We start from the raw sequence: 23416 nt of genomic DNA, 5'->3' as shown, positions 1-23416 counted from the left end.
GGAATCCCCATGGCCGTCAAAAAACGAGGTCTCGGACGTGGACTGGATGCACTCCTGAGTGGTCCGACCGTCACTTCGCTGGAAGAGCAAGCGGTGCAGGCCGACGAACGTGAGCTGCAGCACTTGCCCCTGGACCTGATCCAGCGCGGCAAATACCAGCCGCGCCGGGACATGGACCCGCAGGCGCTGGAAGAGCTGGCCAACTCGATCAAGGCCCAGGGCGTGATGCAGCCGATCGTGGTGCGCCCCATTGGCAGTGGCCGCTTTGAAATCATCGCCGGCGAACGTCGCTGGCGCGCCAGCCAGCAGGCAGGCAAGGAAACCATCCCGGCGATGGTGCGCGACGTACCGGATGAAACGGCCATCGCCATGGCATTGATCGAAAACATCCAGCGTGAAGACCTCAACCCGATCGAGGAAGCCATCGCGTTGCAACGTTTGCAGCACGAATTCCAGCTGACCCAGCAACAAGTGGCCGATGCGGTGGGTAAATCCCGCGTGACTGTGTCCAACCTGCTGCGTTTGATCGCGCTGCCGGAAGTCATCAAGACCATGTTGTCCCACGGCGACCTGGAAATGGGTCACGCCCGTGCTTTGCTCGGTTTGCCGGAAAATCAACAGGTTGAAGGGGCGCGTCACGTTGTCGCACGCGGGCTTACCGTTCGTCAGACCGAAGCGTTGGTTCGCCAATGGTTGAGCGGCAAACCTGCACCGGTCGAAACCGCCAAACCTGATCCGGATATCGCGCGCCTCGAGCAGCGCCTGGCCGAACGGCTAGGCTCTGCGGTGCAAATTCGCCACGGCAAGAAAGGTAAAGGGCAATTGGTTATCGGATATAACTCCCTCGACGAGCTTCAAGGTGTCCTTGCCCACATCCGTTGAAACATTCGCTGAAACAATTGCTCATGTAGCGCGTGATCGGAAATCACTACCCGGCAGTTGAATAGGGGCAGAACCGCCCCTATACTCTGCGCGCATTTTGTCGGCACAAAGTATGCCAAGTTATTGATTTCCGGCAGCCGACCATTGAGGAGCAAGAGTGATGGAAACCCGCACGCCAAACACGTTGCCGTTCCATCGCTTGGCCGTTTTTCCGGTTCTATTGGCTCAACTTGTCATTTTGCTGATCGCCGCATTGGCGCTTTGGTACTGGCATGGAGTCGTAGCCGGATATTCAGGACTCTGCGGGGGCCTGATAGCCTTGCTGCCCAATATGTATTTTGCTCACAGGGCCTTTCGGTTTTCCGGCGCCCGAGCAGCCCAGGCCATCGTCCGGTCTTTTTATGCCGGCGAGGCGGGGAAACTGATTTTGACGGCAGTGCTGTTTGCACTGACCTTTGCAGGTGTGAAGCCATTGGCGCCGCTGGCTGTATTTGGCGTCTTCGTGTTGACCCAATTGGTCAGCTGGTTCGCTCCCCTGCTAATGAAAACAAGACTTTCGAAACCTTAGGGCGTTTGAGGCAACCATGGCAGAAACAACCGCTTCGGGCTATATCCAGCACCACTTGCAGAACCTGACGTTCGGTCAGCTTCCCAACGGCGGCTGGGGCTTTGCTCACACCGCAGCAGAGGCCAAGGAAATGGGCTTCTGGGCTTTCCACCTGGATACTCTGGGCTGGTCGGTCGCATTGGGCCTGATCTTCGTCCTGATTTTCCGCATGGCGGCAAAAAAGGCGACTTCCGGTCAGCCAGGTGCTTTGCAGAACTTCGTTGAAGTACTGGTCGAATTCGTCGATGGCAGCGTGAAAGACAGCTTCCATGGCCGTAGCCCGGTGATTGCACCGTTGGCACTGACCATCTTCGTCTGGGTGTTCCTGATGAACGCCGTCGACCTGATCCCGGTGGACTGGATTCCTCAGTTGGCCATCCTGATCTCCGGCGACGCGCACATTCCATTCCGTGCCGTGTCGACCACTGACCCGAACGCTACCCTGGGCATGGCCCTGTCGGTATTCGCGTTGATCATTTTCTACAGCATCAAGGTCAAGGGCATCGGCGGTTTCATCGGCGAGCTGACCCTGCACCCGTTCGGCAGCAAGAACATCTTCGTTCAAGCCCTGCTGATCCCGGTGAACTTCCTGCTGGAATTCGTGACCCTGGTCGCCAAGCCGATTTCCCTGGCCTTGCGACTGTTCGGCAACATGTATGCCGGCGAGCTGGTGTTCATTCTGATCGCTGTGATGTTCGGCAGCGGTCTGCTCTGGCTTAGCGGCCTGGGCATCGTTCTGCAGTGGGCGTGGGCTGTGTTCCACATCCTGATCATCACCCTGCAGGCCTTCATCTTCATGATGCTGACCATCGTCTACCTGTCGATGGCGCACGAAGAGAACCATTAAGACCAGTCTCGACTAGTCTGATGTCCTTCCCGGTGAAACGGGAAGGTGGCCCTCCAGGGCTATGAAACGATTTGTTTTACCGCTTTAAAATCTAAAAAACCTAAACCATACGACGTAAAAGTCGGGAGGAAAGATGGAAACTGTAGTTGGTCTAACCGCTATCGCTGTTGCACTGTTGATCGGCCTGGGCGCCCTGGGTACTGCCATTGGTTTCGGCCTGCTGGGCGGCAAATTCCTGGAAGGCGCAGCGCGTCAGCCAGAAATGGTTCCAATGCTGCAAGTTAAAATGTTCATCGTTGCCGGCCTGCTCGACGCCGTAACCATGATCGGCGTTGGTATCGCCCTGTTCTTCACCTTCGCGAACCCCTTCGTTGGTCAACTCGCTGGCTAATCACTCGACGTTTCGAGTGATTAGGGTGATGGACAACGAATGAGCGAGGTGTTGGCGTGAACATTAATGCAACCCTGATTGGCCAATCCGTTGCGTTCTTCATTTTTGTAGTGTTTTGCATGAAGTTCGTGTGGCCTCCGGTCATCGCGGCTTTGCACGAACGTCAGAAGAAGATCGCGGATGGTTTGGACGCTGCCAGCCGTGCAGCTCGCGACCTGGAGTTGGCCCAAGAGAAAGTGGGTCTTCAACTGCGCGAAGCTAAAGCACAGGCAGCCGAGATCATTGAGCAAGCCAAGAAGCGCGGTAACCAGATCGTCGAAGAGGCTGTTGAAAAAGCCCGCGTCGAAGCTGACCGTGTAAAGGCTTCGGCTCATGCCGAGATCGAACAGGAACTGAACGGCGTCAAAGACGCGCTGCGTGCCCAACTGGGTGCGCTGGCGGTCGGCGGTGCCGAGAAGATCCTCGGTGCCACAATCGATCAAAACGCGCACGCGGAGCTGGTTAACAAACTGGCTGCTGAAATTTAAGCGAGGGCGATCATGGCAGAACTGACCACGTTGGCCCGACCTTACGCTAAGGCAGCCTTCGAGCACGCCCAGGCCCACCAGCAGCTGGCCTCTTGGTCAGCCATGCTCGGCCTGGCTGCAGCAGTGTCGCAAGACGACACCATGCAGCGCGTGCTCAAGGCCCCGCGCCTGACGAGCGCAGACAAGGCCGCCACTTTTATTGAAGTGTGCGGCGACAAGTTTGATGTGAAGGTGCAGAACTTCATCCACGTCGTTGCCGAAAACGACCGTCTCCCGCTATTGCCGGAGATCGCCGCTCTGTTCGACCTGTACAAGGCCGATGCAGAGAAATCGGTAGACGTTGAAGTGACCAGTGCTTTTGCATTGAACCAAGAACAGCAAGACAAACTCGCCAAGGTTCTCAGTGCACGACTCAATCGGGAAGTGCGCCTGCAAGCTTCGGAGGACGCATCCCTGATTGGTGGTGTCGTTATCCGTGCCGGCGACCTGGTTATCGATGGCTCGATTCGCGGCAAAATCGCGAAACTTGCCGAAGCATTGAAATCTTGAGTTTGAAGGGGCAGCAGAGCAATGCAGCAACTCAATCCTTCCGAAATAAGTGAAATTATCAAGGGCCGCATCGACAAGCTCGATGTGACCTCCCAAGCCCGTAACGAAGGCACTGTCGTCAGCGTATCTGACGGCATCGTGCGGATTCACGGTCTGGCCGACGTTATGTACGGCGAGATGATCGAGTTTCCGGGCGGCGTCTACGGTATGGCCCTCAACCTGGAGCAAGACTCCGTAGGTGCCGTTGTATTGGGCGCGTACACCAGTCTGGCCGAAGGCATGAGCGCCAAGTGCACAGGCCGCATCCTGGAAGTTCCGGTAGGTAAGGAACTGCTGGGCCGCGTCGTCGACGCACTGGGTAACCCTGTTGACGGTAAAGGTCCACTGGGCAACACCGAGACCGACGCGGTCGAGAAAGTTGCTCCAGGCGTGATCTGGCGTAAGTCGGTAGACCAGCCTGTACAGACTGGCTACAAGGCTGTCGATGCCATGATTCCGGTCGGCCGTGGCCAGCGTGAGCTGATCATCGGTGACCGTCAGATCGGTAAAACCGCTCTGGCGATCGACGCGATCATCAACCAGAAGAACAGCGGCATTTTCTGCGTCTACGTAGCGATCGGTCAGAAGCAATCGACCATCGCCAACGTGGTTCGCAAGCTGGAAGAAAACGGCGCCCTGGCCAACACGATCATCGTGGCTGCCAGTGCTTCGGAATCTCCTGCGCTGCAATTCCTGGCACCGTACTCCGGTTGCACCATGGGTGAATTCTTCCGCGACCGCGGTGAAGACGCGCTGATCGTTTATGACGATCTGTCCAAGCAAGCAGTGGCTTACCGCCAGATTTCCCTGCTGCTGCGCCGTCCACCAGGCCGTGAAGCCTACCCAGGCGACGTGTTCTATCTCCACTCCCGTCTGCTGGAGCGCGCATCCCGCGTTTCCGAAGAGTACGTAGAGAAGTTCACCAACGGCGCAGTGACCGGCAAAACCGGTTCCCTGACCGCACTGCCGATCATCGAAACCCAGGCTGGCGACGTTTCCGCGTTCGTTCCGACCAACGTGATTTCCATCACCGACGGTCAGATCTTCCTGGAATCGGCCATGTTCAACTCAGGCATCCGTCCTGCAGTGAACGCCGGTGTTTCGGTATCCCGTGTGGGTGGTGCCGCTCAGACCAAGATCATCAAGAAGCTCTCCGGTGGTATCCGTACCGCTCTGGCTCAGTACCGTGAACTGGCGGCATTCGCCCAGTTCGCGTCTGACCTGGACGAAGCGACCCGTAAGCAACTTGAGCATGGTCAGCGCGTTACCGAGCTGATGAAGCAGAAGCAATACGCCCCGATGTCGATCGCTGACATGGCGTTGTCGCTGTATGCCGCTGAGCGTGGGTTCCTGACCGATGTTGAAATCGCCAAGGTCGGCAGCTTTGAACAAGCGCTGATTGCTTACTTCAACCGCGATCACGCCGAATTGATGGCGAAGATCAACGTGAAGGGTGACTTCAATGACGATATCGACGCTGGCATGAAAGCCGGTATCGAGAAGTTCAAGGCCACCCAAACCTGGTAAGCCGCAGCGGGAGCCGCAAGGCTCCCGCTTGCTAACCTGATAGGTGTTACATGGCAGGCGCAAAAGAGATTCGCAGTAAGATTGCGAGCATCAAAAGCACGCAAAAGATTACCAGCGCCATGGAAAAAGTGGCGGTCAGCAAAATGCGCAAGGCACAAATGCGCATGGCAGCCAGCCGTCCTTATGCGGAACGTATCCGCCAGGTAATTGGGCATCTGGCCAACGCCAACCCGGAATACCGCCACCCGTTCATGATCGAGCGCGAAGTCAAGCGCGTGGGTTATGTGGTAGTGAGCAGTGACCGTGGTCTGTGCGGTGGCCTGAATACCAACCTGTTCAAGGCCCTGGTCAAGGACATGGCGGTAAACCGCGAAAAAGGCGTCGAGATCGATCTGTGTGTTGTTGGTAGCAAGGGTGCGGCCTTTTTCCGCAACTTCGGCGGTAACGTCGTTGCAGCTATCAGCCACCTGGGTGAAGAGCCGTCGATCAATGACTTGATCGGCAGTGTGAAGGTGATGCTGGATGCGTACCTGGAGGGCCGGATTGACCGCCTGTCCGTGGTATCCAACAAGTTCATCAACACCATGACCCAGCAGCCAACCGTGGAGCAATTGATTCCACTGGTGGCGACTCCGGATCAGGAACTCAAGCACCACTGGGACTACCTCTACGAACCAGACGCCAAAGAGCTGCTTGACGGCTTGATGGTGCGCTACGTGGAGTCGCAGGTGTACCAGGCGGTGGTCGAGAACAACGCAGCTGAACAAGCGGCGCGGATGATCGCGATGAAAAACGCTACCGATAACGCCGGTGATCTGATCAGCGATTTGCAGCTGATCTACAACAAGGCGCGTCAGGCTGCGATCACCCAAGAGATCTCGGAAATCGTCGGCGGCGCTGCCGCGGTTTAACGGTTCAAATATTCAGAGGATCCAGCTATGAGTAGCGGACGTATCGTTCAAATCATCGGCGCCGTTATCGACGTGGAATTCCCACGCGACAGCGTACCGAGCATCTATAACGCGCTGAAAGTACAAGGCGCGGAAACTACTCTGGAAGTTCAGCAGCAGCTGGGCGACGGCGTAGTTCGTACCATTGCGATGGGCTCCACCGAAGGCTTGAAGCGCGGTCTGGACGTTGTCGACACTGGCGCAGCCATCTCCGTACCGGTCGGTAAAGCGACCCTGGGTCGGATCATGGACGTACTGGGCAACCCGATTGACGAAGCTGGCCCGATCGACACCGAAGAGCGCTGGGGCATTCACCGTCCAGCACCTTCGTTCGCCGAGCAAGCGGGCGGCAACGACCTGCTGGAAACCGGCATCAAGGTTATCGACCTGGTTTGCCCGTTCGCCAAGGGCGGTAAAGTCGGTCTGTTCGGTGGTGCCGGTGTAGGCAAGACCGTAAACATGATGGAACTGATCCGTAACATCGCCATCGAGCACAGCGGTTACTCCGTGTTCGCCGGTGTGGGTGAGCGTACCCGTGAGGGTAACGACTTCTACCACGAGATGAAGGACTCCAACGTTCTGGACAAAGTGGCACTGGTTTACGGTCAGATGAACGAGCCGCCGGGTAACCGTCTGCGCGTAGCCCTGACCGGCCTGACCATGGCCGAGAAGTTCCGTGACGAAGGTAACGACGTTCTGTTGTTCGTCGACAACATCTATCGTTACACCCTGGCCGGTACTGAAGTATCCGCACTGCTCGGCCGTATGCCGTCGGCAGTAGGTTACCAGCCGACCCTGGCTGAAGAGATGGGCGTTCTGCAAGAACGTATCACTTCGACCAAGGAAGGTTCGATCACCTCGATCCAAGCGGTATACGTACCTGCGGATGACTTGACCGACCCGTCGCCAGCCACCACCTTCGCCCACTTGGACGCCACCGTCGTTCTGTCCCGTGATATCGCTTCCCTGGGTATCTACCCAGCGGTCGATCCACTCGACTCGACTTCGCGCCAGCTGGACCCGAACGTGATCGGCCAGGAGCACTACGACACCGCTCGCGGCGTTCAGTACGTGCTGCAGCGCTACAAAGAACTGAAGGACATCATTGCGATCCTGGGTATGGACGAGCTGTCGGAAGCCGACAAGCAGTTGGTAAACCGTGCTCGTAAGATCCAGCGTTTCTTGTCGCAGCCGTTCTTCGTGGCTGAAGTCTTCACCGGTGCCTCGGGTAAATACGTTTCCCTGAAAGACACCATTGCTGGCTTCAAAGGCATCCTCAACGGTGACTACGACCACCTGCCAGAACAAGCGTTCTACATGGTCGGCGGCATCGAAGAAGCGATCGAGAAAGCCAAGAAACTGTAATCCTGGCGCCCGGAAACGGGCGCTCATCAGGTTGAGGCAATCAGATGGCTATGACAGTCCATTGCGATATCGTCAGCGCGGAAGGGGAAATCTTCTCCGGTCTGGTAGAAATGGTGATTGCACACGGCGAACTCGGTGACCTGGGTATTGCCATGGGCCACGCGCCGTTGATCACCAGCTTGAAGCCAGGTCCGATCACTCTGACCAAGCAAGGCGGGGAAAAGGAGGTGTTCTACATCTCCGGCGGTTTCCTCGAGGTTCAGCCGAACATGGTCAAGGTACTTGCCGATACCGTGCAACGTGCTGGCGACCTGGATGAAGCCTCCGCTCAGGAAGCCGTAAAGGCTGCCGAGAAGGCGCTGAACGAAAGAGGCGCAGACTTCGACTACAGCGCTGCTGCAGTCCGTCTGGCCGAGGCCGCAGCCCAGCTGCGGACGCTCCAGCAGATCCGCAAGAAGTAAGCGGCGTTGCCGTTACGCTTCACGCGTGATTGATTAAAAAGGGTAGCCTCGGCTACCCTTTTTCTTTTTTTGCAAAACACTTCTTTGGTCTGAAGCCGGACCGCCCAGGATTGGTAGCCATTCATGTCTCTTGAAATCGTAATTCTCGCCGCTGGCCAGGGCACCCGCATGCGTTCGGCCCTGCCCAAGGTACTGCACCCTGTCGCAGGCAATTCCATGCTTGGCCATGTTATCCACAGTGCCCGGCAGTTGGACCCGCAGCGCATTCACGTAGTCATCGGGCACGGTGCAGATGTGGTGCGTGAGCGTCTGGCCGCAGACGACTTGAATTTCGTCTTGCAGGACAAGCAACTGGGCACCGGCCACGCCACCGCGCAAGCGGTGCCGTTCATTACCGCTGACACCGTGCTGATCCTGTACGGTGATGTGCCGCTGATCGAAGTGGAAACCCTGCAACGCCTGCTCAAACATGTGGTGCCTGGCCAGATGGGCCTGCTCACCGTCGAGCTGGACGACCCCACCGGCTACGGGCGCATCGTGCGTGATGCCGAGGGCAAGGTCGCGGCCATCGTCGAGCACAAGGACGCCAGTGAAGCCCAGCGCGCCATCACCGAAGGCAACACCGGGATTCTCGCGGTGCCGGCCAATCGCCTCGCCGACTGGATGAGCCGCTTGTCCAACAACAACGCCCAAGGCGAGTACTACCTCACCGACGTCATCGAGATGGCTGTCAGTGACGGCCTGGTGGTCGCCACCGAGCAGCCCCACGACCCGATGGAAGTACAGGGCGCCAACGACCGTAAGCAACTGGCCGAGTTGGAGCGCCACTATCAGCTGCGTGAAGGGCGCCGCCTGATGGCCCAGGGTGTGACCCTGCGTGACCCGGCGCGTTTCGACGTTCGCGGTGAAGTGACCGTAGGCCGCGACGTGCTGATCGACATCAACGTGATCCTCGAAGGCCGTGTGATCATCGAAGACGGCGTAGTGATCGGCCCGAACTGCGTGATCAAGGACAGCACGCTGCGCAAAGGTGTCGTGGTCAAGGCCAACAGCCATATCGACGGCGCGGTAATGGGCGAGGGCAGCGATGCCGGTCCGTTTGCGCGGCTGCGTCCTGGCAGCGTGCTGGAAGGCAAGGCCCATGTGGGTAACTTTGTCGAACTGAAAAATGCTCACCTGGGCGAAGGCGCCAAGGTTGGGCATCTCACCTACCTGGGCGATGCGGTGATCGGTGCGCGCACCAACGTTGGCGCTGGCACGATCACCTGTAACTACGACGGCGCCAATAAGCACCAGACCACCATTGGCGAGGACGTGTTCATCGGCTCCAACAACTCGCTGGTCGCACCCGTCACTATCGGCGATGGTTCCAACACCGCTGCGGGCTCAACCATCAACCAGGATGTGGATAAGTCCCAACTGGCAGTCGCCCGCGCCCGCCAGCGCAACATCGACGGCTGGAAGCGCCCGGTCAAAATCAACAAGACCTGAGTTATCCACAGCTCCCTCAGCAGTGATATCCAAATGTGGGAGGGGGCTTGCTCCCGATAGCGGACTTTCAGTCGATGATTTTTCAGGCTGAACCACCGCCATCGGGAGCAAGCCCCCTCCCACATTTGCCCGTGTCGTCTGAAGAATCTGTTCCAAACGCTTGACGATGAGTTCCGAATAGGTTTTGATTGCCTTCGTTATCTTTCGAACCGAAACTTACTATCGCCATGTCGAAACGAAATACCCCCCAACGTCGCCACAACATCCTGACCTTGCTCAATGAACAGGGCGAAGTCAGCGTGGACGAACTGGCCAAGCGTTTCGAAACTTCGGAGGTGACCATCCGCAAGGACCTGGCCGCCCTCGAAAGCAATGGCCTGCTTCTGCGCCGCTACGGTGGCGCGATCACCATGCCTCAGGAGCTGGTGGGCGACGCGGCTCAACCGGTCTCGGCCTACAAGCGCGCCATCGCCCGTGCGGCTGTGGCGCGGTTGCGTGAGCATGCGCGCATCATCATCGACAGCGGCAGCACCACCGCCGCGATGATCCCTGAACTGGGCCATCAACCCGGCCTGGTGGTGATGACCAATTCCCTGAACGTGGCCCGCGCCTTGAGCGAGTTGGAGCATGAACCGGTGCTGCTGATGACCGGCGGCACCTGGGACCCGCATTCGGATTCGTTCCAGGGCCAGGTCGCCGAGCAGGTGCTGCGCTCCTACGACTTCGATCAACTGTTCATCGGCGCCGACGGCATCGATCTGCAGCGCGGTACCACCACGTTCAACGAGTTATTGGGCCTGAGCCGCGTCATGGCCGAGGTCGCCCGCGAAGTGGTGGTGATGGTCGAATCCGACAAGATAGGCCGCAAGATCCCCAACCTGGAACTGCCCTGGAGCAGCGTCCATACCCTTATCACCGATGATCGCCTGCCGCTTGAGGCCCGCGACCAGATCCAAGCCCGCGGCATTACGCTGATATGCGCGGCAGTCATCTAGGAGAAATACCATGTGTGGAATTGTTGGCGCAGTCGCCGAACGTAACGTAACTCCCATCCTGCTCGAAGGCCTCAAGCGCCTGGAATACCGCGGCTATGACAGCGCCGGTGTGGCCGTCTTCACCAACGCCGGCAAGCTTGAGCGCATGCGCCGTCCGGGCAAAGTCAGCGAGTTGGACCAGGCCCTGGCCGGCGAGCCGCTGGTGGGCCGCCTGGGTATCGCCCACACCCGCTGGGCCACCCACGGTGCGCCGTGCGAGCGTAACGCTCACCCACACTTCTCGGGTGACCTGGCGGTGGTGCACAACGGCATCATCGAAAACCACGAAGCACTGCGCGACCAACTCAAGGGCCTGGGCTATGTGTTCACTTCGGACACCGACACCGAAGTCATCGCCCATCTGCTCAACCACAAGCTCAAGGACCACAGCGACTTGACCACCGCCCTCAAGGCCACGGTCAAGGAACTGCACGGCGCCTACGGCCTGGCCGTGATCAGCGCCAGCCAACCTGATCGCGTAGTTGCCGCGCGCAGTGGCAGCCCGCTGGTGATCGGCCTGGGTCTGGGGGAAAACTTCCTGGCCTCTGATCAACTGGCTCTGCGCCAGGTGACTGATCGCTTCATGTACCTGGAAGAAGGCGATATCGCTGACATCCGCCGTGAAAGCGTGCAGATCTGGGACGTGAACGGCCAGTCCGTCGAGCGCGAAGCCGTGCAATACCGCGACGGTGCCGAAGCCGCCGACAAGGGCGAGTTCCGCCACTTCATGCTCAAGGAAATCCACGAGCAGCCGTCTGTGGTGCAGCGCACCCTGGAAGGCCGCCTGAGCCAGAACCAAGTGCTGGTCAACGCCTTCGGCCCACAAGCCGCCGAGCTGTTCGCCAAAGTGCGCAACGTGCAGATCGTCGCCTGCGGCACCAGCTACCACGCCGGCATGGTCGCGCGTTACTGGCTGGAAGAACTGGCCGGCATCCCGTGCCAGGTCGAAGTCGCCAGCGAGTTCCGCTACCGCAAGGTGGTGGTGCAGCCTGACACTCTATTCGTGACCATCTCCCAGTCCGGCGAAACCGCCGACACCCTGGCCGCCCTGCGCAATGCCAAAGAGCTGGGCTTCCTCGCCAGCCTGGCAATCTGCAACGTCAGCATCAGTTCCCTGGTGCGTGAATCCGACCTGACCCTGCTGACCCAGGCCGGTCGCGAAATCGGCGTAGCGTCGACCAAAGCCTTCACCACCCAGCTGGTCGGCCTGTTGCTGCTGACCTTGTCCCTCGGTCAAGTGCGCGGCACCCTGGCCGAAGGCATTGAAGCCACCCTGGTGGAAGAACTGCGCCGCCTGCCGACCCGCCTGGGTGAAGCCCTGGCCATGGACAGCACCGTGGAAAAAGTCGCCGAACTGTTTGCCGACAAGAACCACACCCTGTTCCTCGGCCGTGGCGCGCAGTACCCAGTGGCGATGGAAGGTTCGCTCAAGCTCAAGGAAATCTCGTACATCCACGCTGAAGCCTATCCAGCCGGCGAGCTGAAACACGGCCCGTTGGCCCTGGTGGATGACGACATGCCGGTGGTCACCGTGGCGCCGAACAATGAGCTGCTGGAAAAGCTCAAGTCCAACCTGCAGGAAGTCCGCGCCCGTGGTGGCCAACTGATCGTGTTTGCCGACGAAAAGGCTGGCATGACCAACGGTGAAGGCACTCACGTGATCAACATGCCGCACATTCACGACACCCTGTCGCCGATCCTCTACACCATCCCGCTGCAGTTGCTGTCGTACTACGTTGCCGTGCTTAAAGGCACCGACGTCGACCAGCCGCGCAACCTGGCGAAGTCGGTGACGGTGGAATAAACCTGACTGGCGTACCGAAAGGGGCTGTTTCGACAGCCCCTTTTTACGTTCTGGATTCGCTCAATCAAGGAGGCTGACTGATGCAAAATTCCACTGTCTACGCACGTCTGCACAATCGCCGGTTTGTAGTCGCCGACAATGCTCAGGGACTGTCAGGCACCGGCACCGTATTTCATTACCAAGTCGAAGATGACGCGATTTCGAGCACTTACCAGGGGGGCCGGATTCGCCTGGGCACTCAAGTCGGACGGGTGACCGGTCCAGATACCATTGAGCTGCTGTATCAGTGCCTGACCCTGGAAGGGGAACTGCTTGCTGGGTGGTCTCGTGGCACGGTAGGCGTGGATCACGCCGGGCGCACGACGCTGAGTTTTGTTTGGAGCTGGCTATCGGGTGCGACAGGAGGCGGAGAGTCCAGCTATGTCGAGATCACTGCTTAAAGAGCCCGTAGTTCAGGGCCAGGCTGCACCGCATTTACTGTAGGAGCGAGCTTGCTCGCGAAAAACCTGAGAACGCCACCTATTACCGCGCCCGTTCAAGCCTCTATCAGAGCTTACCCGCCCACACGCCCGGCCGCCGACCGGCCCACGCACACTCACGTTCAAGCTGCCCAGCCAACCCCAGCAACACGCCCTCAGCGCCGAACTTGCCCATGAACTGCATGCCAATAGGCAAACCGGTTTGAGGGTCGTGTGACAGCGGAACCGACATGGCCGGGGCGCCGGTGACATTCGCCAGCGCCGTGAACGGTGACTGGTTGAACACATGGTTCATCCAGCCTCGTCCGTCCAGGTGCGCTTGCTGTGCATTGTATTGGCCGATCATCGGTGCCAAGGCTGGCAAGGTCGGTGACAGCAGCAGATCGTAATCCTCGAAAAAACCGCCGAGCGTTCGGGCGACAATATTGCGTTCGTGCAACGCACCCAACAGTTCGGTGGCACTTAGCGTCTTGCCGTATCGGTACAGCGCCAAGGTAGCGGGCTCAAGGTGTTCAGTATCGATACTACGCCCGGTTGCGGCTGCAATGGCGTCGATCCAGGCGGCGGTATTGGACGACCAGAAGCGCCCATTCAGCTCGACAAAGGCCTCCCAGCTCACGCCAATATCCGGCTCGACGTCCTCAACCTGGTGCCCAAGCGCCTCAAGATGGCGCATCGTCTGCTCCAATGCGATTTGCACCGCTGGGTGCAGCGCTTGGCCATTGAGCGGGCGGGTGTGCACACCGATACGCAATGAGTGGGGCTCACGCCGGGATTGCTCCAGAAAGCTGGTCAGCGGCGACGGAATGTGGAACGGGTCACCGACTGCGCTGCCATGCACAGCGTCCAGCAAGGCCGCACTGTCACGCACCGAGCGCGTCAGCACGCCGTGTACCGCAAGGCCGCTCCAGACTTCATCCACATCCGGCCCCATGGGCACTCGCCCGCGGCTGGGTTTCAAGCCGAACAGGCCACACAGCGACGCGGGTACCCGGATGGAGCCGCCGCCATCGGTTGCGTGAGCGATGGGTACCATGCCGGCCGCGACGGCGGCTGCCGCACCGCCACTTGAGCCCCCGGCGCTTCGTGTCACATCCCAGGGATTACGGGTGGGCCCATGAAGTCGGCTTTCGGTGGTGGTGCTTGCGGCGAACTCCGGTGTGGTGGTCCTGCCAAGCGGCAGAAGTCCGGCGAAACGCAAACGACTCATGAGCTGTGAATCGCCTTCGGCCGTGCAGCCGAGTGCCAACGCACTGCCCAGTTCGTTGCGACGCCCCTTGGCGGTAATGCCCAGGTCCTTGATCAGCATCGGCACGCCTGAAAACACGCCCGCGTGGGGGGCAGGCTCATCGTTCCAGGTTTCAACCAGTGCATTAATTTGCGGATTGAGGGCCTCGATGGCTTGGAAGGCCGCCGCACGCACCTCGCTTAGGCTGACCTGTTTGGCCTGGATCAGTTGACTCAGGCCCGTGGCATCGTGAACAGCGTAGTCGGACAGGTGCATGGCAGTCTCCCATTGAGTATGATCGATACTGGATGGTATCTAACGATACCTATGAGTATCATGCGATACTTACCGGTATCGCTGTCAAGCGGAGATTATTCATGCGCCCACAACGGACACCCCAACTGCCGCCCAGGGAACGCATCATCGATGCTGCGAAGGTGTTGTTCAGGGAGCAGGGCATCACGCGGGTCAGCATGGACGCCATCGCCGAGCTGGCGGCCTCGACGAAAATGACCGTCTACCGGCATTTCGAGAACAAGGATGCGCTGGTGCTGGAATGGCTTGAGCAGTTGACCGAAAGTTATGGCGATGTCTTCGACCGACTGGCATCGGAGCACCCGGATTCACCGCGCAAGCAACTGCTGGGCTTTCTTGAGTTCATCGTGACTGACCTGCAATGCTCGGATTATCGGGGCTGCCCGTTCACCAACACCCTGGCCGAGTTGCCAGAAGCTGATCATCCCGCCCGTTTGCTGATTCAGGCGCACAAGCAACGGCAATTCGCGCGGCTGCTTGCCCTCTGCACCGCCATGGCATTGAGCGAGCCGGAGCAGGTGGCCGAGGAACTGACCTTACTCATGGAAGGTGCCCAGGTGGTGGCGCAAAACAGAGGGATTGAGCGCGTCGGCGAGCGCTTGACCGAGATGGTGAACCGTCGCCTGGGATCGTGACGGAGGCGTTAGGGGAAGGGTGCAACAGCAAGAGCGCGGGGCCGGATCCACCGATGCGATAGCTGATGTTCAGGCCATTGACCTGGCGCTGTTGTTTCTGGAAACCAGCAAACATGATTCGACTCCATGAGGGTGCTGGCTGAATCCTGGGATCAACCGAACCCAGCTGCAATAGGCCAAGCGTGGAAGCACGGTTTATGAACTGTGTTTCAAGTGACCAGGATCCGACTTTGCCTAAACCCGGAAAGCACCACAAAACCAAGGTGGGAGGGGGCTTGCCCTCGATTGCGGTGTATCAGCCAACCTATTCGGTGACTGTCACACCGCCATCGGGGGCAAGCCCCCTCCCACAGTTTGATCTTCATTGGTTTTGAGAAAGGGGTAGGTCAGGTCCACCAGTAACGCACCAGGTGGAAGAAGATCGGCGCCGCAAAGCACACCGAATCCAGCCGATCCAGCATGCCGCCGTGCCCTTCGATCATGTGCCCCCAATCCTTTACGCCGCGATCGCGCTTGATCGCCGACATCACGATCCCGCCGGCAAAGCCCAGCAGGTTGATCAACAGCGCGATCAAGAACGACTGCCAGGGATTGAACGGCGTGGTCCACCACAGCGCGGCACCGATCAGGGAGGACAGCAGGATGCCGCCGACAAAACCTTCCACGGTTTTCGACGGCGAGAGGTTGGGCGCGATCTTGTGTTTGCCGAACAGCTTGCCGCACACGTACTGCAACACGTCCGACAGTTGCACCACGATCACCAGGTAGGCGATCAGCAGCAGGTTGCGGCCTTCATAGCCCGGGATGTCCAGAGTCAGCAACGCCGGCACGAACGACACGCAGAACACCGCGATCATCAGGCCCCATTGCACCTTGGATGCGCGCTCCAGGAAATGGGTGCTGTCGCCGCCCAGGGAGGCGAGTATCGGCAGCAGCAGGAACACGTAGACGGGGATGAAGATCGAGAACAGTCCGTACCAGTCGGCATAGATCAGCACGTACTGCAGAGGAAGGGCGAGGTAGAACGCCGCGACCAGGGCCGGGTAGTCGCTGCGCCGGGTCGGCGTGAGGGTGAGAAATTCGCGCAAGGCATAGAAGGACACCGCATAGAACAGCAGGATCACTGCGCCGGTGCCGAGCCAGAAGGCGACACCGATCACCACCACCATCACCCACCAGGCGTTGATGCGGGCGTTGAGGTTGTCGATCACCGCATTGGGGGTGCCACGGGTGCGCAGCTTCAGGATCAGGCCGATCAGCGAGGCGGTGACCAGAATCGCGCCGATCCCGCCGAATAACATCAAGGTCTGGCTATCCATCTCAGGAATGCTCCGGGGCGAGGGCAAGCAGGGCGTCGCGGGTGCGGGCAAGGAACGCGGCTTTGTCTTCGCCTTCTTCCAATTGCAGCGGAGCGCCGAAGCTGGTTGTGCATAACAATGGCAATGGCAAGACACGGCCCTTGGGCATGACGCGGTTGAGGTTGGCTATCCACACCGGGATCAACTCGGCCTGTGGGTAACTGTTTGCCAAGTGGTAGAGACCGCTCTTGAAGGGCAGCAAGCCGTCCTCCAGGTTGCGCGTACCTTCGGGAAAAATAATCAACGAGTCGCCGCCTTCGAGGGCGGCAAGCATTGGCTGCAAAGGGTTATCCACAGGCTCTTTGCGCTCGCGATCAATCAGCACGCCGTTGAACACGCGGTTGATGATGTAGCGACGCAGCGCACTTTTATTCCAGTAATCACTGCCGGCCACAGGCCGGGTGAATTTGCGCAGGTTCTGCGGCAGCGACGCCCACACCAGCACGAAGTCGCCGTGGCTGCTGTGGTTGGCGAAATAGATGCGTTGCACCGGCACGGGCGCGCAACCCAGCCACAGGCTGCGGGCGCCGGTGACGGTGCGGGCCATGGAAGTAATCAGTGTGGCGACCACGGGTTCGAACATGGGAATTCCTTATTCGGCGAAAGGTAGCCAAGGGCTGGCAAGCAGCACGCCCAGGGTCAGCAGCGCTTGCGCGCCGAGCAACCAGGCCTGTTTGCGCAGCAATTTGAGGGCGCCACGACGGCGTTCGGCCCAAGGCCGGCCGGCGCGCTTGGCCGATTGCAGGCCCAGGGTCTGCAGGGCTTGGTCAAGGTCTGCGGTGCGCTCGACATCGCGAGCGAGCAGGGCAAACAGGTCGGCGTCGAACGCAACGCGCAGGGCCCAGTATTTTTGCACAAGGCCCAGGATGATCATCCACAAGGCCAGCAGCAGGCAGACCGTTGAGACACTCGCCATCAACAGTTGGGCCACACCAAACAACACGCCGGCCACTGTCAGGCCTGTGGATAACTGGTCCAGCGAACGGCCACGACGCAGCAGGCTGGCGACGACTTGCAGTTCCATATCAGCAGGCATTGGGCAAACCCTCCAAGGCGAGACGATGTGCGGGATGCAGGACCACACGGGTCCGCGCTGTACGAATAATAGCCAGCGCTTGATCCACCGTCGTCGCGCGGCCGCTGTGCAACAGCCAGGCGGCAATGGCCGTGGCGCTGCGCGAATAGCCCAGCGCGCAGCACACCAGCAGCGGGCCGTCCGAGCGCAGGCGTTCGATGGCCTTGGCGGCTTGCAGGCATTCGGCGGAGGTGGGCGCGATCAAGTCCAGAACAGGAATGCAGTGATAGCTACGGCCCTGTGGATTAATTGGCAATTCGGCGCAGAGATCGACGACGGCCTTGAAAGACTGTTGCTCGCTCGACGTAGGAATTCGCCCCAGCCAAACGTTATCCACAATCAGCTCGGGCTGTGGATGCCGGCGTGTCCACAGCCGCGAATTAATCCAGGCGGCGACCAGATAAGGCGCATACAGCCAACGCGCAGCAGGCGTCAGCTGGCCATCGTTGCGTTTCTGAAAGCCCTCGGCACCCAGCAGCCAGTAGTTGGTCGCGACCAAACCCAGCGATACTGCCGGCCACAGCAGCCATAACCCCCAACCGCCCAAAGCCAGCGCGAGCAGCATCAGCGCCAGCGCGCCAAGGGCGTAGCGCGCACCCAGCCAACGGCGTTTAGAGTCGCGCGTAAGTCGGGCATTGAGCAGCGGGCTGGCATGTTCCAGCGGCCATAACCACACGCAAAACCACCCCGCGAGGGCGCCTGTGGGTAAGTCGATAAAGTGATGTTGATAAGTGGTCAGTACGGAAATACCGATCAGTGCGAACCAACCGTGCACCACCCAGCGCCAGAAACCCTGGGTATGCCGCTGGTACATCACCCACAGGATCACCAGCAATGCGATATGCAGGGAAGGCGCCTGGTTGAAGGGCTTATCAAAGCCGGCCAGCACGGCAAACAACCAGCCGAACACGCCATCCAGCTCCGGCCGTTCGAAGGTGAAGCGCAGCGGCCAGATCAGGAAGCAACTGACGGCAATCACCTGGGCCGTCAGCAGGCGCAGGGCGTGTTGCTTGAGTTCGTGGCGGGTGCTCGGCAGCAACAGCGAGAACCCGTAGAGCAGGTCGATGGACCAATAGGGCACGATGGTCCAGGCCCAGAACGGCATATGGGTTTCCCAGCCGAACACCAGCGTACCCACATCGCTGCGCTGGTTGGTGACCCAAGTTGCGAAGCCGTAGGTGCTGAAAAACAGCGGCGCCAACAGCAGCAGCCACAGCAGCGCCGGTTTGAACAAGCCGGGTTCGCGCATGCTCAGATCTTCTGTGCCAGGGACACGGTGAAAATGCCCCACTCATCCACACGCTGGGTGATCTTGCGAAAGCCCGCAGCCTCCACCAGTTGGTCCATTTCCGCCTGACTGCGCCGACGCATCACCCAGGCCTGGCCCTGGCGGTGGCTGGTCAAGGCGCGGGCGATCAGTTCCAGCTGCGGGTGCCACGGCTGGCCGGTGTAGACCAGATAACCGCCCGGCTCCACCGCTTCGGCCAGGCCTGCCAGCGAACCGCCGACCATGGCGTTATCGGCAAACAATTCATACAGCCCGGACACCACCGCCAGCGTCGGTTTCGGCTCCAGCGCGGCCAGGTTCGCCCGATCGAATGCATCGGCTTTGATGAACTGGGCGATATCGTCCAGGCCCTTTTCACGGATCAAGGCGCCACCGTCGCGCACGTTGATGTCGCTGTAGTCGCGCAGCAGGATCGATTCCGGCAGCGGCGACACACCCTGCAAAGCCTCCAGAATGTAACGACCGTGGCCAGCAGCGATATCGACGATGCGCACTTCGCGCTCATCGGCACGCAACTTGGCCATGGCCAGGCGCAGCAGTTCTTCGACGTTCAGCTTGCGCTGGCGAATGCCGCGCCAGCCGATGGAGTTGAGGTAGTTGGTATCGATCATCCGCCCCAGCGCGCCTTTGCCGGTGGGCGTGTTGCGGTATACGTAATCCAGGGTGCTGCCGGAATCGAAACCGGTGTCGAAGCCCAGTTTCACCCCTTCCGACAGGCTCTTGCCCAGGCCCATGCTGGCGCGGGTCATGCGCCAGTACAGATCGCGTAGGGAATTGCGCGGCAGTGGTGCGGCGAGGGCTTCGGATTCGGCGCAGGTGGCGCCCAGTTTGTCGGCGTCCAGTAGCGAGGCGCGGTCCAGCGGCTGCGCAAAGTTTTGCAGGATAAAGCGCCTGGCGCTGTTGATGGCCAGGGCGCGGTCACGTTCGCCAAGGGTGTCGTGAAAGAAACCGGGGAGGATATGCAGCTCTTTTTTCAGGCTGCCGAGGCGGTCGAAAAACTGCTGCTGGGGTTTACGGTGCACCACGAAGTCGGAGCCGGAGACCAGCAACTGGGTCGGCACCTGGATGGCCTGGGCATCGGCGACCACCCGGTCGGCCGCTTCGTACAAGCCCAGCAGCACATTTACCGAGATGGCCTTGGTGATCAGCGGATCGCTGTCGTAGGACGCCACGCGCTCCGGGTCATGGCTGAGGAACTTGGCCTTGACGTAGCTGTTGACGAAAAAGTTGCCGCGAAACCTGCGCATCAGTGCCAGGCCCGGGCGGGCGAAGGGCACGTACAGCTTGACCTTGAAGGCAGGGGAGGCGAGCACCAGGGCGCGGATCTTCGGTGCGTAGTCATGCACCCAGGTGGCCGCGATCACCGCGCCGACGCTTTGGGCGATCACTGCGAAGTTTTCCTCTTCGATGCCGTAGGTGGCGCCGATGTGGTCGCAGAAAGTCTGCACGTCGCGGGCGCTGGTGGCAAAGCTGGGGCTGTCACCGCGCTCGCCGGGGGATTGGCCGTGGCCACGGGCATCCCAGGCGAAGAAGTCAAAGTCAGGCAGGCCCAGTTCGTCCACCAGGTGCGCGATACGCCCGGAGTGCTCATGACCGCGATGGAACAACACAATGGCCTTGCGCGGCCCGGCGCCTGCCGTGGCCGGCCAGTGCCGGTAAAACAGCTCGACGCCGTCATGGGTGCTGAAGCTGTGGGGTTGCTGTTCGCGCATCGCAAGCATCCTTATGCAATCGGTGAGGTTTCTGATGGTTCCTTGAGGCCCTGCCGCACCCGGTTGGCCAGGGTGTAGGCCAGCAGCGCGGCGACCAGCCACATCACCGTGTCGACCCAGCCGGCGCCGAACCAGCCCAACGCCACGCCAGTGGCCAGCACCCCGAGCACGAACGCCCGGTCACTTTTGCCCATCGGCCCGTCATAGCGGCGCGATGCGCCCACCATCGGCCCCAGCACGCCGGCGTATTCGCTGAACACCGCGAGCAGCGTCACCAACAGCACGGGCGCCAGGCTCACGTCGGGGATCAGCGCAAACGGCAGGATCAGCGCGCTGTCGGCGATCACATCGCACAGTTCGTTGAGGTAGGCACCCAGGCGCGATTGCTGGCCGAACTCCCGCGCGAGCATGCCGTCGACGGCATTCAGGGCCATGCGCACAATCATCCACAGCGGGATCAGCGCGAACAGCCACAAGTGCTGGGCGAAGCCGGCGATCAGCAGGCCCACCAACACCGAAATCACGCCGGCCAGCACGGTGATCTGGTTGGCGGTGGTGCCGTTGTCATAAAGGCGCTGCACGAGGGGCCGCAGCAGGTTTTGAAAACGCGGTTTGAGCTGATAGATGGAGATCATGAAGGATGGCGCTTCCCTGTCCGTGGAGCCGCGAAAAAACTGTTCTGGAGTGTGCCGATTAATTTGGGTGCGCACCAGTGATGCCGCGTGTTTATGGGGGTTTAGTCACGATCTTTGGAACAACAAAGATCAAATGTGGGAGGGGGCTTGCTCCCGATGGCTTTGGGTCAGTTGATACATGGACTGACTGACCCACCGCTATCGGGAGCAAGCCCCCTCCCACAGGGGATTCGCGGTGTTCAAAGAACAAAAATTTCACGCCGCGTGTTATATCGTAACGAATTATGTACAAGCGGGCGTTGAGTGGATGCAAGTGGATCTAGAAGCTGACGGCGCTTCGGTTGAGGGCCTGCCGCGTTTTCAGCAGGGGCTGTTCCATGCCCGTCGATTGCGCCAAGCCGGTATCAGCCTGACGGCCTTGGCCGTCACCGGTTGGGTGCTGGCGTTATTCGTGGCGCTGTTTGCACCGGTCTCGATCTGGCCGGTGGTGTTGATCAATTGCTCATCGGCCTTGCTCGTCCTGGTAGCCGGCTTGCAGTCGGCCTGGTGGGTAGCCGATTGGCGTGCCCAGGCGTTGGAAGAACCGGCGGTTGAACTGCCGGTTGCAGAGACGGGCCGCTACGCGCGCCTTGCGCAGCGCCTAGGCAAGCAGATCGGCGCGCCGGTGTTGTGGCTGTGCGGTTGGTCGTTGCTGGCGCTGGTCAGCGTTATCGAATTCTGGAACCTGGCGCTGCCTGCTGCCGCCGTCGGTCAATCCGCCAGCATCGGCGCGGCGCTGGGCTTGGCGCTGGCGTTCGGTTTGCTGGTGTTCGAGCGGCGCATGGCCCAGGAAACCGCCGCGCAATGGCCGGAAGCCGCGCAACTGGCGCAATTGAGCCGGGTGGCGATTACCTGCCTGGTGATCAGTGCGCTGTGCCTGTTGTTTGCCGGTGCGCAATCGGTGTGGCCGCTGCGGCTGGCGACGCTGATCGGCCTGTTGCCCGCGCTGGTGGCGCTGGAGTTTGTGCTGCGCGGCGTGCTGTCACTGTTCAGCCCACGCCAGCCGCGTCTGGAACCGCGCCTGATGGCGCAGAGTGTGGTCGCCGGCCTGCTGCGCTGGCCGCCGCAGCCGCTGCAAGCTTTGCAGCATGAATTGCACAATCGTTTCGGCATCGACCTGCGCCAGATCTGGGCGTTTACCTACATGCGTCGCGCGTTCCTGCCGGTGCTGCTGGTGGTGCTGGCGGTAGGCTGGGCGCTGACCGGCGTGCATGAAGTACCTCTGCAAGGCCGTGGGATTTATGAGCGTTTCGGCAAACCGGCCGAAGTGTTCGGCCCGGGCCTGCACGCTGGGTTGCCCTGGCCTCTGGGCCGCGTGTTGAACGTGGAGAACGGCGTGGTGCACGAGCTGGCGACCAGCGTCAGCGAAAGCGCCGCGCCCGAGTTGGCCGCCGCCGAAGGCCCGGCGCCGCTGATCGCCAATCGCCTGTGGGACGCCAGCCATGTGAATGACAAGTCCCAAGTCATCGCCAGCAGCAGTGGCGACAAACAGAGCTTCCAGATCGTCAACATGGACGTGCGGTTCGTCTACCGCATCGGCCTGACGGACCAGGCCGCGCTGGCTGCCACCTACAACAGCGCCGATGTCCCGACCCTGATCCGCAGCACCGCCAGCCGCATCCTGGTGCACGACTTTGCCTCACGCACCCTCGATGAATTGCTCGGCGAACAACGCACCCGCCTCGCCGACGAGATCGGCCGCAGCGTACAAGCAGACCTGCAAAAGCTCGACAGCGGTGTGGAAATCCTCGCCACGGTCGTCGAGGCGATTCACCCACCGGCCGGCGCCGCCAACGCCTATCACGGCGTGCAAGCCGCGCAGATCGGCGCCCAGGCATTGATCGCCCGCGAGCGTGGCGCGGCCAGCGAGCAGACCAACCAGGCGTTGCTGCAGGCCAGCACCGCCCGCGACCAGGCCCAGGCCACCGCGCGCGAAGTGAATGCCGGTGCCCAGGCAGCGAACCTGCGCTTCGTTGCCGAACAAAAAGCCTACGCCGCAGCGGGCCGGGCATTCGTGCTGGAACAGTACCTGGGCCAGCTCAGCCAGGGCTTGGCCCACGCCAAACTGCTTATTCTGGATCATCGCCTGGGCGCCGACAGTTCGCCGACGATCGATCTGCGATCTTTTACCTTACCGGCCGATCCCTCGGTGCCGCGTAAAGCCGTTCAATAAGGAGT

23 protein-coding genes and 1 pseudogene are annotated in these 23416 nt (G+C 60.4%); 16 read left to right on the top strand and 8 right to left on the bottom strand.

Annotated elements, in window-relative coordinates; all coding sequences use genetic code 11:
- Positions 1-9: 9 nt before the first annotated feature.
- From C4J93_RS26995 to C4J93_RS26925, 14 genes are all read left to right on the top strand, one after another.
- A complete protein-coding gene (locus tag C4J93_RS26995) occupies positions 10-882 on the top strand; it encodes a ParB/RepB/Spo0J family partition protein (RefSeq protein WP_124365074.1) in 873 nt (290 codons plus the stop codon).
- 160 nt (positions 883-1042) lie between these two features.
- Positions 1043-1450, top strand: coding sequence for a F0F1 ATP synthase subunit I (locus C4J93_RS26990; RefSeq protein ID WP_043048220.1), 408 nt, complete (start codon positions 1043-1045; stop codon positions 1448-1450).
- Positions 1451-1466: 16 nt separating this feature from the next.
- Positions 1467-2336, top strand: coding sequence for a F0F1 ATP synthase subunit A (atpB, locus tag C4J93_RS26985; protein WP_057725770.1), 870 nt, complete (start codon positions 1467-1469; stop codon positions 2334-2336).
- A 133-nt stretch (positions 2337-2469) separates the two neighbouring features.
- Positions 2470-2727 (top strand): F0F1 ATP synthase subunit C, encoded by a 258-nt coding sequence (gene atpE, locus C4J93_RS26980; protein WP_002555987.1) that lies wholly within the window; start codon positions 2470-2472, stop codon positions 2725-2727.
- 56 nt (positions 2728-2783) lie between these two features.
- The gene (locus tag C4J93_RS26975; RefSeq protein ID WP_010565867.1) at positions 2784-3254 is read left to right on the top strand and encodes a F0F1 ATP synthase subunit B; all 471 of its coding nucleotides are present in this window, start codon (positions 2784-2786) and stop codon (positions 3252-3254) included.
- 12 nt (positions 3255-3266) lie between these two features.
- Positions 3267-3803, top strand: coding sequence for a F0F1 ATP synthase subunit delta (locus tag C4J93_RS26970; RefSeq protein WP_124368914.1), 537 nt, complete (start codon positions 3267-3269; stop codon positions 3801-3803).
- Positions 3804-3824: 21 nt separating this feature from the next.
- On the top strand, positions 3825-5369 hold the full coding sequence (gene atpA / locus C4J93_RS26965) for a F0F1 ATP synthase subunit alpha (RefSeq protein WP_003177064.1): 1545 nt from the start codon (positions 3825-3827) through the stop codon (positions 5367-5369).
- 50 nt (positions 5370-5419) lie between these two features.
- Complete coding sequence (gene atpG, locus C4J93_RS26960) at positions 5420-6280, top strand: F0F1 ATP synthase subunit gamma (protein WP_034139931.1); 861 nt, start codon at positions 5420-5422, stop codon at positions 6278-6280.
- Positions 6281-6307: 27 nt separating this feature from the next.
- A complete protein-coding gene (gene atpD / locus C4J93_RS26955; protein WP_017135118.1) occupies positions 6308-7684 on the top strand; it encodes a F0F1 ATP synthase subunit beta in 1377 nt (458 codons plus the stop codon).
- A 44-nt stretch (positions 7685-7728) separates the two neighbouring features.
- On the top strand, positions 7729-8145 hold the full coding sequence (locus C4J93_RS26950; protein WP_124430824.1) for a F0F1 ATP synthase subunit epsilon: 417 nt from the start codon (positions 7729-7731) through the stop codon (positions 8143-8145).
- A gap of 123 nt (positions 8146-8268) precedes the next feature.
- Positions 8269-9636, top strand: coding sequence for a bifunctional UDP-N-acetylglucosamine diphosphorylase/glucosamine-1-phosphate N-acetyltransferase GlmU (gene glmU / locus C4J93_RS26940; protein ID WP_124430823.1), 1368 nt, complete (start codon positions 8269-8271; stop codon positions 9634-9636).
- A gap of 227 nt (positions 9637-9863) precedes the next feature.
- Positions 9864-10631, top strand: coding sequence for a DeoR/GlpR family DNA-binding transcription regulator (locus tag C4J93_RS26935; protein WP_124368911.1), 768 nt, complete (start codon positions 9864-9866; stop codon positions 10629-10631).
- Positions 10632-10641: 10 nt separating this feature from the next.
- On the top strand, positions 10642-12474 hold the full coding sequence (gene glmS, locus C4J93_RS26930) for a glutamine--fructose-6-phosphate transaminase (isomerizing) (RefSeq protein ID WP_124430822.1): 1833 nt from the start codon (positions 10642-10644) through the stop codon (positions 12472-12474).
- A gap of 80 nt (positions 12475-12554) precedes the next feature.
- Positions 12555-12914, top strand: coding sequence for a hypothetical protein (locus C4J93_RS26925; protein ID WP_124430821.1), 360 nt, complete (start codon positions 12555-12557; stop codon positions 12912-12914).
- Between the two features lie 106 nt (positions 12915-13020).
- On the opposite strand, the gene C4J93_RS26920 is transcribed toward C4J93_RS26925, so the two are convergent.
- On the bottom strand, positions 13021-14457 hold the full coding sequence (locus tag C4J93_RS26920; protein WP_124430820.1) for an amidase: 1437 nt from the start codon (positions 14455-14457) through the stop codon (positions 13021-13023).
- Positions 14458-14558: 101 nt separating this feature from the next.
- Between C4J93_RS26920 and C4J93_RS26915 the strand changes: the two genes are divergently transcribed.
- On the top strand, positions 14559-15131 hold the full coding sequence (locus C4J93_RS26915; protein WP_124430819.1) for a TetR/AcrR family transcriptional regulator: 573 nt from the start codon (positions 14559-14561) through the stop codon (positions 15129-15131).
- Here the strand turns inward: C4J93_RS26915 and C4J93_RS27550 are convergent.
- The 7 genes and pseudogenes from C4J93_RS27550 to C4J93_RS26880 all read right to left on the bottom strand — a co-directional run.
- A pseudogene (locus C4J93_RS27550) lies at positions 15130-15246 on the bottom strand (alpha/beta hydrolase); the annotation flags it as partial. The gene C4J93_RS26915 and the pseudogene C4J93_RS27550 sit on opposite strands and share 2 nt — an antisense overlap.
- Before the next feature lie 271 nt (positions 15247-15517).
- Entirely contained in the window at positions 15518-16450 is a 933-nt protein-coding gene (locus tag C4J93_RS26905; RefSeq protein WP_124368904.1) for a phosphatidate cytidylyltransferase, read from the bottom strand.
- Position 16451: 1 nt separating this feature from the next.
- Positions 16452-17072 (bottom strand): 1-acyl-sn-glycerol-3-phosphate acyltransferase, encoded by a 621-nt coding sequence (locus tag C4J93_RS26900; RefSeq protein ID WP_124365064.1) that lies wholly within the window; start codon positions 17070-17072, stop codon positions 16452-16454.
- A gap of 9 nt (positions 17073-17081) precedes the next feature.
- Positions 17082-17525: a hypothetical protein gene (locus C4J93_RS26895; protein WP_124430818.1), complete on the bottom strand. Its 444-nt coding sequence runs from the start codon at positions 17523-17525 to the stop codon at positions 17082-17084.
- A complete protein-coding gene (locus C4J93_RS26890) occupies positions 17515-18813 on the bottom strand; it encodes a phosphatase PAP2/dual specificity phosphatase family protein (protein ID WP_124430817.1) in 1299 nt (432 codons plus the stop codon). Before C4J93_RS26890 ends, C4J93_RS26895 begins: the two co-directional genes overlap by 11 nt.
- A 2-nt stretch (positions 18814-18815) precedes the next feature.
- Positions 18816-20564, bottom strand: coding sequence for a bifunctional alpha/beta hydrolase/class I SAM-dependent methyltransferase (locus C4J93_RS26885; protein WP_124430816.1), 1749 nt, complete (start codon positions 20562-20564; stop codon positions 18816-18818).
- A gap of 11 nt (positions 20565-20575) precedes the next feature.
- Positions 20576-21199 carry a CDP-alcohol phosphatidyltransferase family protein gene (locus tag C4J93_RS26880; protein ID WP_124430815.1) on the bottom strand — a complete coding sequence of 208 codons (624 nt, stop codon included), beginning with the start codon at positions 21197-21199 and terminating at the stop codon, positions 20576-20578.
- A 307-nt stretch (positions 21200-21506) separates the two neighbouring features.
- Here C4J93_RS26880 and hflK point away from each other — a divergent pair, with 307 nt between their 5' ends.
- Positions 21507-23411, top strand: a complete 1905-nt coding sequence (gene hflK, locus C4J93_RS26875) for a protease modulator HflK (protein ID WP_124430814.1) — start codon at positions 21507-21509, stop codon at positions 23409-23411.
- Positions 23412-23416: the final 5 nt, after the last annotated feature.

The sequence above is a fragment of the Pseudomonas sp. R2-37-08W genome, assembly GCF_003851705.1.
Taxonomy (GTDB): Bacteria; Pseudomonadota; Gammaproteobacteria; order Pseudomonadales; family Pseudomonadaceae; genus Aquipseudomonas.
The sequence above is the reverse complement of the archived record's forward strand: the minus strand, read 5'-3'. Positions and strand labels throughout refer to the sequence as shown.